General features: G+C 72.2%; 13 protein-coding genes. 10 read left to right on the top strand and 3 right to left on the bottom strand.

The window, feature by feature from the left end; all coding sequences use genetic code 11:
• Window positions 1-452: 452 nt before the first annotated feature.
• The 3 genes from ABH928_RS05940 (at window position 453) to ABH928_RS05930 (ending at window position 2,768) form a co-directional block, all read left to right on the top strand.
• Window positions 453-776, top strand: coding sequence for a hypothetical protein (locus ABH928_RS05940; protein WP_370062762.1), 324 nt, complete (start codon window positions 453-455; stop codon window positions 774-776).
• Window positions 777-869: 93 nt separating this feature from the next.
• On the top strand, window positions 870-2,261 hold the full coding sequence (locus ABH928_RS05935; protein WP_370062760.1) for a DUF4331 domain-containing protein: 1,392 nt from the start codon (window positions 870-872) through the stop codon (window positions 2,259-2,261).
• A gap of 123 nt (window positions 2,262-2,384) precedes the next feature.
• A complete protein-coding gene (locus tag ABH928_RS05930; protein WP_370062758.1) occupies window positions 2,385-2,768 on the top strand; it encodes a hypothetical protein in 384 nt (127 codons plus the stop codon).
• A 61-nt stretch (window positions 2,769-2,829) separates the two neighbouring features.
• Here the strand turns inward: ABH928_RS05930 and ABH928_RS05925 are convergent, their stop codons facing one another.
• Both ABH928_RS05925 and ABH928_RS05920 read right to left on the bottom strand, forming a co-directional pair.
• On the bottom strand, window positions 2,830-3,672 hold the full coding sequence (locus ABH928_RS05925) for a hypothetical protein (RefSeq protein WP_370062756.1): 843 nt from the start codon (window positions 3,670-3,672) through the stop codon (window positions 2,830-2,832).
• A gap of 84 nt (window positions 3,673-3,756) precedes the next feature.
• Entirely contained in the window at window positions 3,757-4,821 is a 1,065-nt protein-coding gene (locus ABH928_RS05920; protein WP_370062754.1) for a BadF/BadG/BcrA/BcrD ATPase family protein, read from the bottom strand.
• A gap of 191 nt (window positions 4,822-5,012) precedes the next feature.
• Between ABH928_RS05920 and murQ the strand changes: the two genes are divergently transcribed.
• Window positions 5,013-5,924 (top strand): N-acetylmuramic acid 6-phosphate etherase, encoded by a 912-nt coding sequence (murQ, locus tag ABH928_RS05915; protein ID WP_370062752.1) that lies wholly within the window; start codon window positions 5,013-5,015, stop codon window positions 5,922-5,924.
• Between the two features lie 40 nt (window positions 5,925-5,964).
• Here murQ and ABH928_RS05910 read toward each other — a convergent pair whose 3' ends face one another.
• Window positions 5,965-6,891 carry a MurR/RpiR family transcriptional regulator gene (locus tag ABH928_RS05910; protein WP_370062750.1) on the bottom strand — a complete coding sequence of 309 codons (927 nt, stop codon included), beginning with the start codon at window positions 6,889-6,891 and terminating at the stop codon, window positions 5,965-5,967.
• Window positions 6,892-7,052: 161 nt separating this feature from the next.
• Between ABH928_RS05910 and ABH928_RS05905 the strand changes: the two genes are divergently transcribed.
• The 6 genes from ABH928_RS05905 to ABH928_RS05880 all read left to right on the top strand — a co-directional run bounded on the left by ABH928_RS05905 (window position 7,053) and on the right by ABH928_RS05880 (window position 16,028).
• Complete coding sequence (locus ABH928_RS05905) at window positions 7,053-8,324, top strand: exo-beta-N-acetylmuramidase NamZ domain-containing protein (protein WP_370062748.1); 1,272 nt, start codon at window positions 7,053-7,055, stop codon at window positions 8,322-8,324.
• Complete coding sequence (locus ABH928_RS05900; RefSeq protein WP_370062746.1) at window positions 8,321-9,445, top strand: serine hydrolase domain-containing protein; 1,125 nt, start codon at window positions 8,321-8,323, stop codon at window positions 9,443-9,445. Before ABH928_RS05905 ends, ABH928_RS05900 begins: the two co-directional genes overlap by 4 nt.
• Before the next feature lie 216 nt (window positions 9,446-9,661).
• Entirely contained in the window at window positions 9,662-10,558 is an 897-nt protein-coding gene (locus tag ABH928_RS05895; RefSeq protein WP_370062744.1) for a carbohydrate ABC transporter permease, read from the top strand.
• A gap of 90 nt (window positions 10,559-10,648) precedes the next feature.
• Window positions 10,649-11,998 (top strand): ABC transporter substrate-binding protein, encoded by a 1,350-nt coding sequence (locus ABH928_RS05890; protein ID WP_370062742.1) that lies wholly within the window; start codon window positions 10,649-10,651, stop codon window positions 11,996-11,998.
• 8 nt (window positions 11,999-12,006) lie between these two features.
• Window positions 12,007-13,035 carry a carbohydrate ABC transporter permease gene (locus ABH928_RS05885; RefSeq protein ID WP_370062740.1) on the top strand — a complete coding sequence of 343 codons (1,029 nt, stop codon included), beginning with the start codon at window positions 12,007-12,009 and terminating at the stop codon, window positions 13,033-13,035.
• A 26-nt stretch (window positions 13,036-13,061) separates the two neighbouring features.
• Window positions 13,062-16,028, top strand: a complete 2,967-nt coding sequence (locus tag ABH928_RS05880) for a PKD domain-containing protein (RefSeq protein ID WP_370062738.1) — start codon at window positions 13,062-13,064, stop codon at window positions 16,026-16,028.
• Window positions 16,029-16,032: the final 4 nt, after the last annotated feature.

The raw sequence follows: 16,032 nt of genomic DNA, 5'->3' as shown, positions 1-16,032 counted from the left end.
ACACCATTCTCGACTCGGGCGCCGGCGCGGACCAAGGGCTGAGGCTGCCAAGGCGCCTCCGACGCTCCGGGGCACGGTGAAGTGTCCGGCCACGGCGGAGGGCGTGAGCGGATCGTCCGTCACCACGATGATTCCGCGCTGGTCAGCAGGGCCGCCGGTGCGACCCGTCAGCGCCTGGACAGGTTCACCCGATCGGAGCTGCCGGGATGGCCGTGAGCTGGCATTCCACGCGGCGCCGCCGGTCGGGGCGGGGTCTACGGTGCGTATACGGTTCTTGACTGTCCGTCATGTCGGGGCTTGACTGCGAGCGACCAGCGCCGCCCCCGTCCGGATCTTTGCTCCTCGCCGCCACCCGACCTGCCCCGTGGGGCCGGTTGCCGCCTGCGTCGGCCATCGGCGCGGAACCCGGCGATCGCGGCTCCTCGCACCCACGTCCCAGCGGAGGACTGCGCATGTCCGAAACCCTCGACACCGAACGGCCTGGCGATCCGTCACCCCTGTCACGTCGCCGCCTGATCCAGAACGCCACCGCCGCAGGCGCCGTGACCGTGGCGGCGGGATTCGCCCTGAACGCCGGTGCCACCGACGCCGCTGCCGCGGCACCGCGACCGGACACGGCGTTGTCGCACGACGCTCCCCGGCACACCGCTGCCGAGCCCTTCGTGGTCCGCGTGGTCGACGCCCGCAGCGGTGAACTGGACATCTTCCACGGCGAGCGGCATCACCGGGTCCGCGACCCGAAGCTCGTCGCCGAACTGCTGCGCGCCGCGCGCTGACCCCAGATCGTCCCTGGGGTGCCCCGGCCGGGGACTCCCCCGGCCGGACCCCACCTGTCCTCCGGCACCCATCACCCATCTGCGAGGTTCTCCATGTCCTCCCACCGTGAAGCCCCCGAGATCGCCAAGGACCCGGTCGCCGACAGCACCGACCTGTACGCGTTCGTCAGCCCCGACTCCCCTGGCACCGTCACGCTGATCGCCAACTACATCCCGCTCCAGAACCCGGCGGGCGGCCCGAACTTCTACGAGTTCGGCGACGACGTGCTCTACGAGATCCACATCGACAACGACGGCGACGCCCGTCCGGACATCACGTACCAGTTCCGCTTCACCACCCACCTGCGGAACCAGGACACGTTCCTCTACAACACCGGCCCGATCACGTCCCTGGACTCGCCGAACTGGAACCGCTTCCAGACCTACACCGTCACCCGCGTCGAGCACGGCGGACGTCAGACGGTGCTGGGCAAGGACCTGATGTGCCCGCCGTGCAACATCGGCCCGCTGTCCACCCCCGACTACCCGGCCCTCGCGAACGAGGCCGTGCACCGCCTGGGCAGTCGGAAGGTCTTCGCCGGGCAGCGCGCGGAGGGGTTCTACGTCGACCTCGGCTCCATCTTCGACCTCGCCGACCTGCGCCCCTTCCAGTCGCTGCAGGTCTTCGCCAAGGCGATGCACTTCCAGGACGCCCCCGGCGTCGACAGCACCAAGGAACTCAACGTCCACAGCATCGCCCTGCAGGTTCCCGTCGACGAACTGACCCAGGGTTGCTGGAACGGCAAGGACGTCGACAGCCCGCACGCCGTCATCGGCGTGTGGACGACCGCGAGCCGCCGCGCCTCCCGCATCATCGAGCAGGGCCGCGGCAAGGACTCCGAGTCCGGTCCGTTCGTCCAGGTCTCCCGGCTGGGCAACCCGCTGTTCAACGAGGTCCTCGTCCCGATGGCCCGCAAGGACGAGTGGAACGCCCTGCCCCCGGCGGACGACAAGAGGTTCGCCTCCTACGTCGCCAAGCCCGAACTCGCCGGACTGCTGCCGGTGCTCTACCCGGGCGTCTTCGCGAACCTGGAAGCGCTCGACAAGTCCGGCAAGCCCCGCGCCGACCTGCTCGCGATCCTGCTCACCGGCATCCCGAAGGGCGTCGTCCCCGGCTTCGAGAACTTCACCGGCCCCACCGAGGCCGACATGCTGCGCCTCAACGTCGCCATCCCGCCTGCGGCAAAGCCGAACATCCTCGGCCTGATCGGCGGCGACCCGGCCGGATTCCCGAACGGGCGCCGGGTCTTCGACGACGTCGTGACCGTCGAACTACGCGCCATCGCGGGCCTGACCTACGCGCTCGTCGACAAGTCCTTCACCCCGGACGCCGCAGCCGGCGAGATCACCGACGGCCTCGACAGCAGCTCACCCGAGAACCCCTACCTGAGCCGGTTCCCGTACCTCGGCGTCCCGTACGACGGCTACCACCACCCCGCCTCCTGAGCCCCGCGCCATCGCCCACGGCCTCTCTTCCTGCTTGATCGCTTGATCGCTCCGGTGCCCCGCGCGGAAGGAACCTCCCAGTCGACGGGCACCGGAGCCCAACTCGCTTCCAAGGAACCGGTCATGACCCGCACAGAGATCCACGACCAGCCCGCCCTCGACCAGCACCAGCACCAGCACGGGCAGGGGCACACGCACCCGCCGCTGCCGGCCCCCTCCCGTCAGGGCAGCGTCGTCCTCGACATCGGCACCGGGACCGGAGCGTTGGTCATCCACACCACCAGCGCGGAGGACGAACTCGAGATCCACGTCAGCCCGACGGACCTGCCGGAACAGCGGACACACGCGGCCGTCCGCCCACGCCACCTCCCCGACCGGACCCTGTACGCAGCGGTCATCACCCCCCTCCCCGTCGGCCGCTACACCGTCTGGAGCCAGGACGACACACCGCACGGCACCGCCACCATCACCGAAGGACACGTCAGCGACTACCAGTGGACCTGTTGAACCCGGGCGTGGCGGCCGACGCCGATCACTTCGGCCGAGGATCGGGGACGTTCATCGGTGTTCAGGGGCGTTCGACAAATTGCAGGAAGCCGCCGAGCGAGAAGCAGAGAGCGCCGGTGAGGGTGCCCCAGTTGGCGATGTCGACGTTGATCAGGCTGCCGGTCGAGGGACGGGTGTAGGCGGCGAGCGCCGAGACCATGAAGAGGGTGGAGCCGAGCTGGTTCACTGCGACGATCCACCAGCCCAGGCTGCGCAGGCGCACACCGGGCCGGCCGTGACAGATCTCGACGAGTGCGAGGTGGCCGGAGATCAGGAAGAGCAGGCAGCCGACCACGTCGGGTCCCCAGATCAGCCGGTTGACCTGCTGGACGCTGAGCCCCTGAACGAAGGAATCCAGCAGGTTCACACCGAACACCAGCGTGCCGGCAAAGAGCAGGAACGTACTCAGCCAGTCCACCCGCGTCGGCTCGTAACTCCACCAGCGCCAGCCGAGGGTGACCAACCGTCCCTCGCCTCCCGGTAGGTGACGAGGCGAGTTGATGTCCTGGAGCAGCGAGACATAACCACCAGTGTTGAAGAACAGGCCTCCGGCAAAGTAGATCGACGCGCAGGTCGTGGCATCACCCGAGCCGAACTGCGCGACTCCGGCGCCGCCCGCGAAGAGGGCTCCGCCGATGACGAAGGCGGTCGCCGCAATGGCATTGAGCCTGCGCAGGCGGCTGAGGGCGACGTCGTCGGCGCTGGTGCTGCGGCTGGTCGTCGCACCGGGCGGGCGCACGGCGATCCGTCCGCGTCGACGGGCGAGTCGTGACTCCCACACAGCCGTGCCGCCGCCGGGAACACGCCAGGTGAGGCGGGTGGTGAACGGTCCCGCTCCCTCGGCGTGCTGTTCCGGCTTCTCCACGGGCCGAGCCTAGACCTACCGCCCGGACGTCCCACGAGCGAAACGCCGCAGGCGGCAGGCGCCGAAAACGCGTGGAGCCGGGACTCAGGAGAGGCCTGCTTCTCTGCCGGTCGAGTCGGCCGACGCGGTCCGGCGGTACAGCCGAGTTACCAACGGCTCGTGCGGGCCGTCGGACTGACGGGCCAGCAGCCGGGCGCCGTACAGGGGGTCACCGAGGGCGTCCCGGACGACGAGCCGCGGGTGTCGCAGGGCCAGCGCGGCGTGGAGCGGGTCCAGGAGCGGTGCGCCCAGGTGCACCAGGCCGCCGGTCACGGCTACGGCGATGGGAGAGGGAACGGGTTCGGGAGCCTGAACGGGTTCGGCGCCAGTCCCCGCGGTCAGCCGGGCGGCAGTGGCGACGGTCGCGGCGAGCGCGGTGGCCGCGGCGTGCAGGATGGCGACGGCGGCGGGGTCACCGGCAGCGGCGCTCCGGGCCACGGCCGGGGCGAACCGGGCGGCGGACCGGGCCGGATTGCCGTCCTGCTCCAGCACGCCGGGCAGGCGGCCCAGATCGCCGAACAGGTCTGCGGCCTCCTGGCTCAGCGCCGTGGGCTCGCCCCTGCCGTCGCGGGCGCGCAGTGCGGCGCGCAGACCGGCCAGGCCGATCCAGGCGCCGCCCCCTTCGTCGCCGAGCCACGGACCCCATCCGTCGACGACGGAGAGGGCCCCCGTCTCGCCCACGCCGACGGCGACCGCACCCGTGCCGGCCGCGAGTACGACTCCGCTCGTCATGCCGAGGGCACCCGCGTGGGCGGTGACGGCGTCGCTGGTGACGGCCACCTGGTCGGTGGGGAGGGCGTCCAGCAGGGCCTCGGCCAGGGCGCGGGCGGCGTCCGGGGCGGCGACGGCTCCGGCCGCGCCGACGCAGAGCGCGGCGAGTCGGTCGGTTCCCGTCTCGGCGAGGAGGTCGGCGGACACCTTTCTGATCAGCGCCTCCGCCCGGGCCGCTCCCCCGGGGCTCGCCAGCCCCGGAGCGCCCGGCAGTTGACGGACCGCCAGGGCGGGGTCCGCACCACGCTTGGCGCGATCGGTGCCGGGCTCGGCAGGGTCGGACCACAGCCCGGCGCGGCAGCCGGTCTTGCCGAGGTCCACCGCGAGTACGGCTGCCATGACCCGTGCTCCGTTCGCTCGGACCCAGTGACCGGCCTGCGTTCCAGCGAGTATCGAAGAGGTGGACGGGCATGTCAATCATTTACCTGCATAAACAGAAGGCCGTATGTTTTTGACCGTCCCGGGGAGGCTGACTACGGTGGACCCCGCTCGGACGCGCTGCCGCCCGACCTGCGAAAGGACCATGCGCCGTGGATCTCAGTCTGCTGGGCACCGAATCCCCGCACTCCGGCACCGGAGACCTGGACCGGATGCCGGTGTCGGACCTCCTCGCCACCATGAACGACGAGGACGGCGCAGCGGTCAGGGCTGTCCGGGCCGTCCTTCCGGCCGTCGGGTCCGCCGTGGAGCTGATCGCCGCCTCGCTGCGACAGGGCGGCCGACTCGTCTACCTCGGGGCCGGGACCAGCGGCCGGATCGGCATGCTCGACGCGGTCGAGTGCCCGCCCACGTTCGGCACCGATCCGGCCCAGGTGGTCACCCTGCTCGCCGGCGGGCCGGGCGCGTTCACCACCGCCGTCGAGGGCGCCGAGGACGACCCGCAGGGCGCGGTCGTCGGCCTCGACGCGCTCGGCGTCGGCGCCCGGGACACCGTCGTCGGGCTCGCCGCCAGCGGCCGGACGCCCTACGTCGTGGGCGGGTTGCGGCACGCGCGCTCCCTCGGGGCGTCGACGGTGTCCGTCGCGTGCAACCCCCGGGCGCCGATCAGCGCCCACGCCGACGTCGCGATCGAGGTCGTGACCGGCCCCGAGGTGCTGACCGGCTCAACCCGGCTCAAGGCGGGCACCGCGCAGAAGCTGGTCTGCAACATGCTGTCCACCGCCGCGATGGTGCGGATCGGCAAGGTCTACGGCAACCTCATGGTCGACCTGCGCCCGACCAACGACAAGCTGCGCGACCGCGCCCGCCGCATCGTGGCTGAGGCCGCGCACACCGACCTCGACTCCGCCGAGCGGGCCCTGGCCGCCGCCGACGGCCACGCGAAGACGGCGATCATCATGCTGCTGACCCGATGTGACGCCGCGCAGGCCGAAGCGCTGCTGTCCGGGTCCGAGGGAGACGTGCGGACGGCCGTCGCCGCCGCCCCCGCCGACCGCACCTGAGGCTGAGGGCCGGACTGACGGCGCGCCTGCGGCGGAGGCCTCAGGGCTCCGCGTGCCCGTGGACGGCCGTGTAGGTGCGTTCCAACGCGCGCATGGTGCGGCTGTAGTTGCGCTGCGCCACACCCACGAACAGGCAGTCGACGACCGTCAGCGCAGCGATCCGGCTGGCCATCGCCCCGGACCGGAAGGTGGTCTCGCGCACGGCCGTGGTCAGCACGTGGTCGGCCACCTCCGCGATCGGCGAGCGGGGGAAGTTGGTGATGGCGAGGGTGGCCGCGCCGTTGTCCCGCGCCTCGGCGAGCGCGGCCACCGTGTGCGCGGTGGACCCGGTGTGGGAGATGCCGATGGCGAGATCACCCCGGCCCAGCAGCGCCGCGGAGGTGAGCGCCCCGTCCGGATCCGGGAACGCGTTGACCCGGCGGCCTATCCGCTGCAGCTTCTGCTGCAGGTCCAGGGCGATCAGCGCGCTGGCCCCGGCTCCGTAGAGGTCGACCGCGTCGGCCGCGGCCACCGCGTCGATGGCCCGCTGCAGGGCGTCCAGATCCAGTTGCGCGGCGGTGTCCTCCACCGCGCGGGCGTCCGCGAAGGCGAGCTTGTTGACCACCTCCGCGAGCGGGTCGCGCGGGCCGATGTCGCTGCCGACGGCGGTCCAGCTCGCGGAGCCGTCCTCCTGCCCGGCCGCGGCGGCCAGCCCGATCCTGAGATCGGGGTAGCCCTTCAGACCGACGGCACGGCAGAACCGCACCACGGTCGTCTCGGACGTGCGGCACTCGGCGGCCAACTCGCTGATGGTCTTGCCCGCCACCGCGCCGGGATCCGCGATCGCCGCCTCCGCCACCCGCCGTTCGGAGGGCGGCAGGGTCGGCAGCAGGGCCCTGATCCGGACCACCACGCTCTGCGGCGGCACGGAGGGCACAGCCGTCGCCTTCCCTGCGTCGCGCCGCCGCCGTTCAGTCCCTTGCGTCATGGCGAAATCCTACGGACTCGCAGCCGACCAGGTCGACGGCCTTCGCACATGCCTGCCAGGTGGTCGGGGCACGGGCGAAGACGAGGTCGATAATTTACGTCCGAACGACAGATGCCGGAACCCGTTGACCCATCCCGGAGCCCCGGCTAGCGTGTTCCGCCGTGAGGACCGCGACGCCCACCGCGATGCCGACCGTGACCACCGGCCTGGACCGGCTGCTGGCCGATCCGGACCTGCTGCCCGCCCGTCGCATCGCGCTGGCCACCAACGCCACCGGCCTCACCGCCGACCTGCGGCGCGGAGTGGACGCGCTGCGCGAACGCGGCTTCACCGTGACCGCGCTGCTGGCGCCCGAGCACGGCCTGCACGGCACGGCGCAGGCCGGCAGGTCCGAGGGCACCGGCAACGACCCGGCCACCGGCATCCCGATCGTCGACACCTACGAACTGCCCGCCGCCGACCTGGATGCGGCGATCGCCGCCACCGGACCCGAGGCCGTCGTCTTCGACATGCAGGACGTAGGTACTCGCTACTGGACCTACACCTCGACCATGCTGGACTGCATGGCTGCTGCCGCCCGCACCGGCGTCCCCTTCGCCGTCCTCGACCGCCCCAACCCGCTCGGCGGGACCACGGTCGAGGGCCCCGGCCTGGACCCGGCGTACCGGAGCTTCGTCGGGCGGCTGGACATCCCGCTGCGGCACGGCCTGACCGCCGGGGAGATCGCCCGGCTGGCCGCCCTGCGCTCGGCCGGGACGTCAACCCCGCTACCGGATCCGGTCGTGGTGACGGTCGGCGGCTGGAAGGACCGGTCGCCGGGCGCGTGCCACCCCTTCGTGCCGCCCTCCCCCAACCTGCCGACCGCGGACACCGCGCTGGTCTACCCCGCGACCGGGCTGGTCGAAGGAGTCAACGCGAGCGAGGGACGCGGCACGACCCGCCCGTTCGAGACCGTCGGCGCACCCTACGTCGACGACCGGCTGCTGCCCCTGCTGCGCGAGCAGGAGCTGCCCGGCGTGCTCTGGCGGGAGACCTGGTTCCGGCCGGTGTTCCACATGTACGCAGGCCAGGTGCTGCGCGGGGTCTCACTCCACGTCACCGACGCCGCGGCGTTCGCCCCCGTGCGGACGGGGCTGACCCTGCTGTGGGCGCTGGCCGGGCTCTACCCGGACGAGCTGCGCGTCCTGCCGCGCGGCTCCGGGACACCCGCGTCGGAGCAGGGCTGCGCGTTGGACCGGCTGTGGGGCTCGGACACCCTGCGCCGCGCGCTGGAGGAGGGACGCGACCCGCGCTCACTGAGCGGCCCGGCCACCACGGTCCACGCGACCTACCCGGCCGCCCTGTTCACGTCCGGGGAGGCAACCGAGGAGGCAACCCAGGCGGCACGCGAGAAGGCAACCGAGGAGGCACGCGAGGGGGCCTGCGCACCATGACCGACCCGCTCCACCGGATCACCGCCCTCGTCGACGCCGCCGTCGCCCGCCGAACCTGCTCGGCCGCCGTCGTCGCGGTGACCGTCCTCGGCGAGCCGGTGCTGCGGCACCGGACGGGCGTGCTGCAGCAGGTCGGCGACGACGGCACCGAACTCCCCGCGGACCGACAGCAGTCGGTCGACCCCGACACCCTCTTCGACCTGGCCTCCGTCACCAAGGCCTACTCCGCCCACACGCTGCTCGGCCTCGTCGCGTCCGGCGCGCTGGCATTGGACGCGCCGCTGGCTGAGCAGCTGCCGGAGTACCGCGAGGGTGAGCGCGCCAAGGTGACGCTGCGTCAGCTACTGACCCACACCTCCGGCCTGCCCGCCGTCTGGGACGGCTGGCGTCCGGCGGCGGAGGGGCGCACCGCCCCGGGTGCCCAGGGCTCCTGGCCTCCCGACCGCCGCGCGCTCCTGGCCGACCTGGCCGCCACCCCGCTCACCGCCCCGCCCGGCACCCGCTGGGAGTACGCCTGCACCGGCTACCTCACCGCGATGCTGCTGGCGGAGCGCGCCACCGGCGAGCCGTGGGAGGCCCTGGTCCGACGGCACACGCTCACCCCGCTCGGCCTCGCCGCGACCACCTTCCGGCCCGACCCCGCGCGCACCGCCGCGACCGAGCGCCAGCCGGAGTTCGCCCGGGGCACCGTCCGCGGGATCGTGCATGACGAGGCGTCATGGTCGTTGGGCGGAACGGCGGCCAACGCCGGGCTCTTCGCGACGCTGGAGGACGTGGTGCGGTTCGCCGAGGCCGTCCGCCGCGGTGAGGATGAGCGCACCGCCGCGTGGATGTGGGACGACCAGCTCCCCACCGTGCTCCCGCCCGACGGCGAACGCCCGTCCCACGGCGCCTCATTGGGCCTGCGCATCGGCGAGACGGCGTGGATGGGCACAGCGGGCGTCGCCTCCCGTGGGCATACCGGCTTCACCGGCACCTCGCTGCTGACGGATCGCGACCGCGGCCTGACGGTGGTGCTGCTGACCAACCGCGTCCACCCGACACGTGACGGCGGCAGCGTGCACCCCCTGCGCGCCGCCGTCGCCGATGCCGCGCAGGCCTTCGCGGCGGCGACGTGCTGATGCTCCGTCATATACCGGGATTCCGGCGCCCGCAGGGGTCTCCTGCGGCCTAGCGTCTGTCCGGCGGGCCCAGCGCGAGCGTCATCCGGGCCCAGCGCGACGCGGGGCACGCGGATTCGCGTAAACCATTGACGCATTTTTTCCACCATCGGTAACCTTCCGACCACCTTCGGAGATTGGGACCGACCCGAACCCACCTACGGAAGGACCCTCGTTGTGGCCGCCGTCAACCAGCCTTCCGGGGCCACCCGCCGTCCCGGACGCGCTCTCCGGCGCGAGCGCGGGAGGGGGAGAGCCGGCGCCGCACCCTTCGTCGGCCACACCGTGCTGGTGCTCGCCTCCGCGGTCGTCCTGGTGCCGCTGCTGTTCGTGGTCTACCTCTCGATCAAGGACATCCCCGGCATCCTGGGCACGCCGCTGTCCCTGCCGACCAAGGTCCATCTGGAGAACTACTCGCAGTCCTGGTCCGAGGGCGATCTCGGCCAGTTCCTGCTCAACACCCTGATCGTGGCGGGTGCGACGGTCGCGGTGATCCTGCTGGTGTCCTCGCTGGCGGCGTTCGTCATCTCGCGCTACCGCTTCCGCGGCAACCAGTTGCTGTACCTGTTCTTCGTGTCGGGCCTGGCCCTGCCGATCCAGATCATCGCGCTGCCGATCTTCATCCTGATCGAGAACCTGCAGCTGCTGAACACCCTCACCGCGCTGGTGCTGGTCTTCGCCTCCGGCGGCATCTCCTACAGCGTCTTCATCCTGGTCAACTACATGCGCTCAATCCCGTTCGAGCTGCAGGAGGCGGCCGTGATGGACGGCGCCGGACCGCTGCGGATCTACTGGCACGTCGTCCTGCCCCTGGTGCGCCCGGCCCTCGGCATCGTCGCCGTCTTCCAGTTCCTCATGGCCTGGAAGGAGTTCTTCCTCCCGCTGCTGCTGATCCAGGATCCGCAGAACATGACGGTCCCCGTCGGCATCCTGTCGTTCGTCGGCGAGCACACCACCGCCTGGCAACTGCTGCTGGCCGGACTGGTGATCGTCTCGCTGCCCACGATCGTGGGATTCCTGCTGGTCGCACGGCAGTTCCGGCGCGGCCTGACGAGCGGCGGCGTCAAGATGTGACCCCCGCGCACCGCTGTGGCCGCCTTGCACCAGTCGCCCCGCCCCAGTCCTTCTCCCCTGTTCCGGGTCCTCGAAAGGATGCACCCCCACATGACCTCCACCCCCGGCGCCCGCCGCCGCAGCCCGCGCACCACGGCAGCGCTGCTCTCGTGCACGGTCGTCGCAGCCACGCTCGGCCTCTCCGGTTGCGGCACCTCCGGCGGGTCCTCCGGCGAGCCGACCGTGACGGTGTGGTCCTGGCGGTCCCAGGACGCGCCGGTCTGGCAGACCGTGCAGCAGGACCTCAACAAACAGGGCGTCGACGTCCGGATCAACTTCCGCGCCATCAGCCCGACGTCCTACGACTCGGTGCTGCAGACCGCGATGAACGGCGGCGCCGGTCCGGACGTCTTCTACGACCGCGCCGGCGAGGGCACCATGAAGTACGCCGCCGCCAAGATGGCCGCCCCGCTGGACGGCAGCGTCGACACCTCGACGATCAGCAGGACCGCGCTGGCCCCCACCCAGTACCAGGGCAGGACCTACGGCGTGCCGTTCGCCGTGCAGACGATGGAGCTCTACTACAACACCAAGCTGCTCTCCGGCAACGGCGTGGCCGTGCCGCAGACCTGGCAGCAACTGCTGTCGGCCATGGGGCAGCTGAAGTCCAAGGGGGTCACGCCGATGTACGCGATGGGCGTGCAGCAGTGGCTGCTCGCCCTGCAGATCGACGCGATCGGGGCGTCGACCCTCGACGACGCCACGGCCCAGGCCATCACCGCCAAGCAGGCCGACTACACCACGCCGCAGTTCGTCAACACGCTGGCCGCGTTCCAGCAGCTCGCGCCGTACCTGGAGTCGAACTGGCAGGCCGTCGGCTCGGCAGGCAACGAGCAGGAGACCCAGTTCGCGCTCGGCAAGGCCGCGTTCATCATCGACGGCGGCTTCGACACGGCGACGATCAACCAGGTCGACCCGTCGTTGAAGTACGGCCAGATGCTGGTGCCCTCGCCGGACGGCAAGCAGCCGCGCGAGGACTGGTACGCGGACGGCGACATCTCCCTCAACGCGAACATCACGTCCTCCGCCGATGCCGCCGCGGCCAAGAAGGTCGTCGCCTTCACCGCGACCAAGGCCTTCGGTGACGCGTTCACCCAGATCGCCGGTGAGATCTCGCCGGTCCAGGGCGTGCAGGTGCCGTCCAGCTACCCGCTGAGCGTGCAGGCGGCGCAGTGGTACCAGACGCAGAGCGTCAACCCGGTCTTCGGCATCCGCTCGCCCATGGACACCCCGCCGGTCAGCTCGACGGACATCAGGACGAAGTCCGCGACCACCGATCCGGGCATCTTCACCGCCGAGCAGAACATCGCCGTGCCGCTGCTGGAGGGCAAGATCACGCCGCAACAGGCCGCCGCGCGGATCGACTCACAGCTCACCTGGTACTTCGGCAAGAAGAACTGACGACCGCGATGGACGTTCCCACGACCACCTCCGGTGCCGTCGACGCCTCGGTGTCGACCACCGTCGAGGCAGCGGCAGACGCCCCGGAGGCGCGCCCGGCCGACGCGGGCCGCTCCGCGCGACGGCGGGGCGCGCGGCGTCAGCGCCTGGTGCTCGCCGGGCTGGTGCTGCCCTGCCTGGCGCTGTTCTCCGTGTTCGTCGTGTACCCGCTGCTCTCCGGCGTCCGGTACAGCTTCTACAACTGGGACGGCACCGGCCCGCTCAACGACTTCATCGGCCTGCGCAACTACACGTACACGCTCTTCGACTCCCAGTTCGCGCCCGAGTTCTGGCACGCCGTCGAGCACAACCTGTGCTTCTTCGCCATCTCGATGGTGCTCACGCTGGTGGTCGGCATCGCGCTGGCCTACCTCCTGCTGCTGCAGAACGAGAAGGCGTCGCGGCGCTACTCGGTCATCCTGATGCTGCCGTTCACCCTGCCGCCGGTGGCCATCGCCTACGTGTGGACGGTGTACCTGGAGCCCGACACCGGTGTGGTCTACAGCGTCCTGCACACGCTGCACCTGGACGCGCTGGCCGCGCCGTTCCTCGGCTCCCCGACGCTGGCGCTGCCCACCATCGCGGTGATCACGGCATGGGCCGGGATGGGCTTCCCGGTGCTGCTCTTCCTCGCCTCGCTGATGGACGTGCCGCAGGACATGCTGGACGCCGCCGCCCTGGACGGCGCCGGACGGTTCCGCACGCTGTGGTCGGTGCTCATCCCCGCGATCCGGCCGACCATCCTCCTGGTCACCACCATGAACTTCATCGGCGCGTTCGGAACCTTCGACCTGATCTACATCCTCGAAGGCTCCCAGGCCGGGCCGGACTACTCCACCGACGTCCTCGGCACGTTGTTCTACCGCACGGGCTTCGGGGGCTTCGGCACCACCGCCCAGTCCATGGGCCTGGCCACGGCCCTGGCCCTGCTCGGCTTCGTCATCGTGGTCGCGGTCTCCGCGGTCCTGCTGCGGCTGCAGAAGCGCTTCGCCGACTGACTCCTCTCCGGTTGGAGGTATTTCAGGTGCCCGCATTCCGCGCACTGATGCGGTTCACGGTGGGAGCGGCGATGGTCGCGGTGGGCTGCGTCGCCACTGCGCCCACCGCGACCGCCGTCGCTGATCCGGCGTCAGCATCGGCGTCAACCTCGGCGTCGGTGCTGGAGCAGGCCTTCATGACGGGACGTCACCTGTCGTCCGACGCCGTAGCGGGGGTTCGTGCCGGCTCGGTGCGCACCGCCACCGACCCGGCGACGGGCACGCGGTGGGCGGAGGCCTCGTTCCTGCCCGCCGCCTCGGCCGGGGCCCAGGTGCAAGCGTCGTTCCAGGACGGCGCGGGCACCGGCCTCTTCACCAGTACGGACTCCGGGCGCAGTTGGCGCCTGGTGGGCGAGGCCGGGCCGCTGGAGTGCGGCCTCGGTCTCCCGCAGGCGGTGCGCACCGCCTGGGGCCTGGCCGGTCCGGCGGCCTGCGCCGCCCACACGGGCACCGCAGCCACGGCCAGAGCCGCCGGCACCACCGGCACCACCGGCACCACCGGCGAAGGACTCGGCGGCTCGATCGCGCGGATCGCGCTCGGCCAGGTCGGGCTCGCCACCACCCCTGCGGTCACCTCCTTCGACGGTGTCGACTGCGACCCGTTCAGCACCCTGGACGGCGCCTTCTCGCCCAACTCCGACGGCTGCGGCTCCGACACCCGCTTCGGCGTGGAGAACGAGAACGAGTCCTGGTGCGCCGACTTCGCCAAGTGGGCCTGGATGCAGGCGGGTGTCACTCAGGACGTCGACACCCTCAACGCCGGGTCCGTCTCCTTCTACGCGTGGGCGCTCCAGCACGGGCAGACGCCGACGGTGGACGGCGGCACGGCCGCTCCCGGAGACGCCGTGGTGTTCTTCCCTCCCGGCCCGGTGAACGCGTCCCGCTTCGCCGACCATGTCGGCATCGTCTCCGCCACGCACCCGGACGGCACGGTCGACCTGGTCGACGGCGACTTCCTCGGCGCGAACGGCATCACCGCCGAGTACGACACCAACGTATCGCTGACCAGTTGGGCCGCCGGGGTCTGGGGCGCGGGCGAGCAGTGGGTGATCGTCAAGCCGCCCGCCGTCCGCCAGGCGCCCGCCCCGGCGGTCTCGATCAGCGGCCCGCACGCCGCGGTCGCGGGAGCGCAGATCCACCTCGACGGGCACGCCGCGCAAACCGGCGGCACGGTCGCCCAGTACTACTGGACCTTCGGCGACGGCCGCGACACCAACACCGCCACGCAGTCGGTGGACCACGTCTTCCCCGGCCCCGGCGTCTACACCGTCACCCTCACCGCGACCTCCGACCTGGGCACCGCCGCCGTCAGGGCCTGGACCGTGGACGTGGCGGGCAGTTCCTCGACCGTCGTCGACGTCCCCGACCCCTCGCTCTGGTACTCCGCGCGCCTGCTGGACCAGTACCTGATCACCCCGGGCGCGGACGGCACCCTCGCCGCCGAGACCTCGGACGGCGTGGACTGGCTGCGTCAGACCGTCCCCGGGCAGCCCTCCCCCGTCGTCCCCGCGCACGCACCGGCGGTGGCCTCGCTCGGCTGGTCCGACCCGGCGGCAGCGGACGCCCGCACCCCGCACTCCTTCTACCGCGCGGCCGACGGCACGCTCGCCGAGACCTCACTGGGCAGCGGCGGCTGGACGGCGACCACCCTGCCCGGCTCCCCGGCTCCGGGCAGCGCGATCGTCGCGGCAGCCGTGAACGGCGACGGGAACGCCGCCGAGGGCGGTTCGCCCACCCCTGAGGTCTTCTTCTACGCCGCCGACGGGCGGCTCGCCGAAGCCGCCGAGCACAACGGCCGGTGGACCACCACCGTGCTCCCCGGCCCGGCCTTCCCCGACGCGGCGCGCGGGGCCCTCGCCCTCGCCGCGACCGGCGGCGGCGGCGCCGGCACCGCAGTCGTGCTCTTCCACCACTCGGGCGACGGGACCCTGGCGGTCACCCAGAACACCTCCGGCGCCTGGACGAGCGAGCGGATCGGCTCGGACTTCCCGATCGCCCACGACAGCGCGCTGACCGCGGTGACCGAGGCCTCCGACCGGGTCGCGGCCTTCTACACCGACACCGGGGGCCACCTCGCCGAGGCCGTCTCGACCGGGCGCGGCGGCTGGTCCGTCGCCGAGCTGCCCGGAGCACCCGCGCCCGGTACGCCGCTCATCGCGACCACCGCCCTGCTGCCGTCGGCCACCGCCGGCGCAGGCAGCACCGGCGCGACGGGCGTCGAGGTGTCCTACCTCACCGCCTCGGGCGCACCGGCTGTCACCGCCTGGGACGGCAGCGCCTGGTCCACCACCACGCTGCCCGGCACCGCCGAAGGGCTCGCCGGAATGAGCGCCTATCCGCAGTACGGCCACCCGCAGGAACTCTTTCTGTTCCAGGAGCCCGGCCTCACCGAGAGCGCCGGCCTGTCGGCGGACACGAGCACCGTCCTGGGCGCCGCGCCGGGCGCGGACTGGACCCTGTCCGCCCTGCCGTCCCAGCCGTCGGCCTGGCCCGACGAGGTCCTGCTCTACGCGGCCACCCCGGCCGACGCCGCCACCGCCCAGTCCGCCGCGGCAGCGGCCGGGCTGCCCGCGAGCCAGGTGACCCGGTCCTTCGCCTCCGCCTGGGCAGCCGCGCTGACGGGCCGTTACCTGGTGATCGCGGTCGGGTCCGCTGCCACGGACGCGCTGTACTTCAACGAATGCGGCTGGACCAACCCCTCCGGCGAGGACCCGGGGTCCACCCCGTTCTCCACGGTCGCCGGGCCTCTCGCGGGCCCCGCCCCGGCCGACTCCTACGAGAACGCCGCCGCGTCGACCGCCGCGCTGACCGCCGAACGGGCCACCGACCTGGCCTACTTCGCCGCCCACGGCACTCTCCCGCCGGGCGAACCGGCCGTCCCCGCGGCCGCCGCACCCACCCGGGCGTGCGGCGGCACCGTCGGCGGCCTCCAATGGCGGCGCGCTGGCAGATAACTGA

The organism is Streptacidiphilus sp. MAP5-3 (genome assembly GCF_041262505.1).
Classification (GTDB): Bacteria; Actinomycetota; Actinomycetes; order Streptomycetales; family Streptomycetaceae; genus Streptacidiphilus.
The sequence above is the reverse complement of the archived record's forward strand: the minus strand, read 5'-3'. Positions and strand labels throughout refer to the sequence as shown.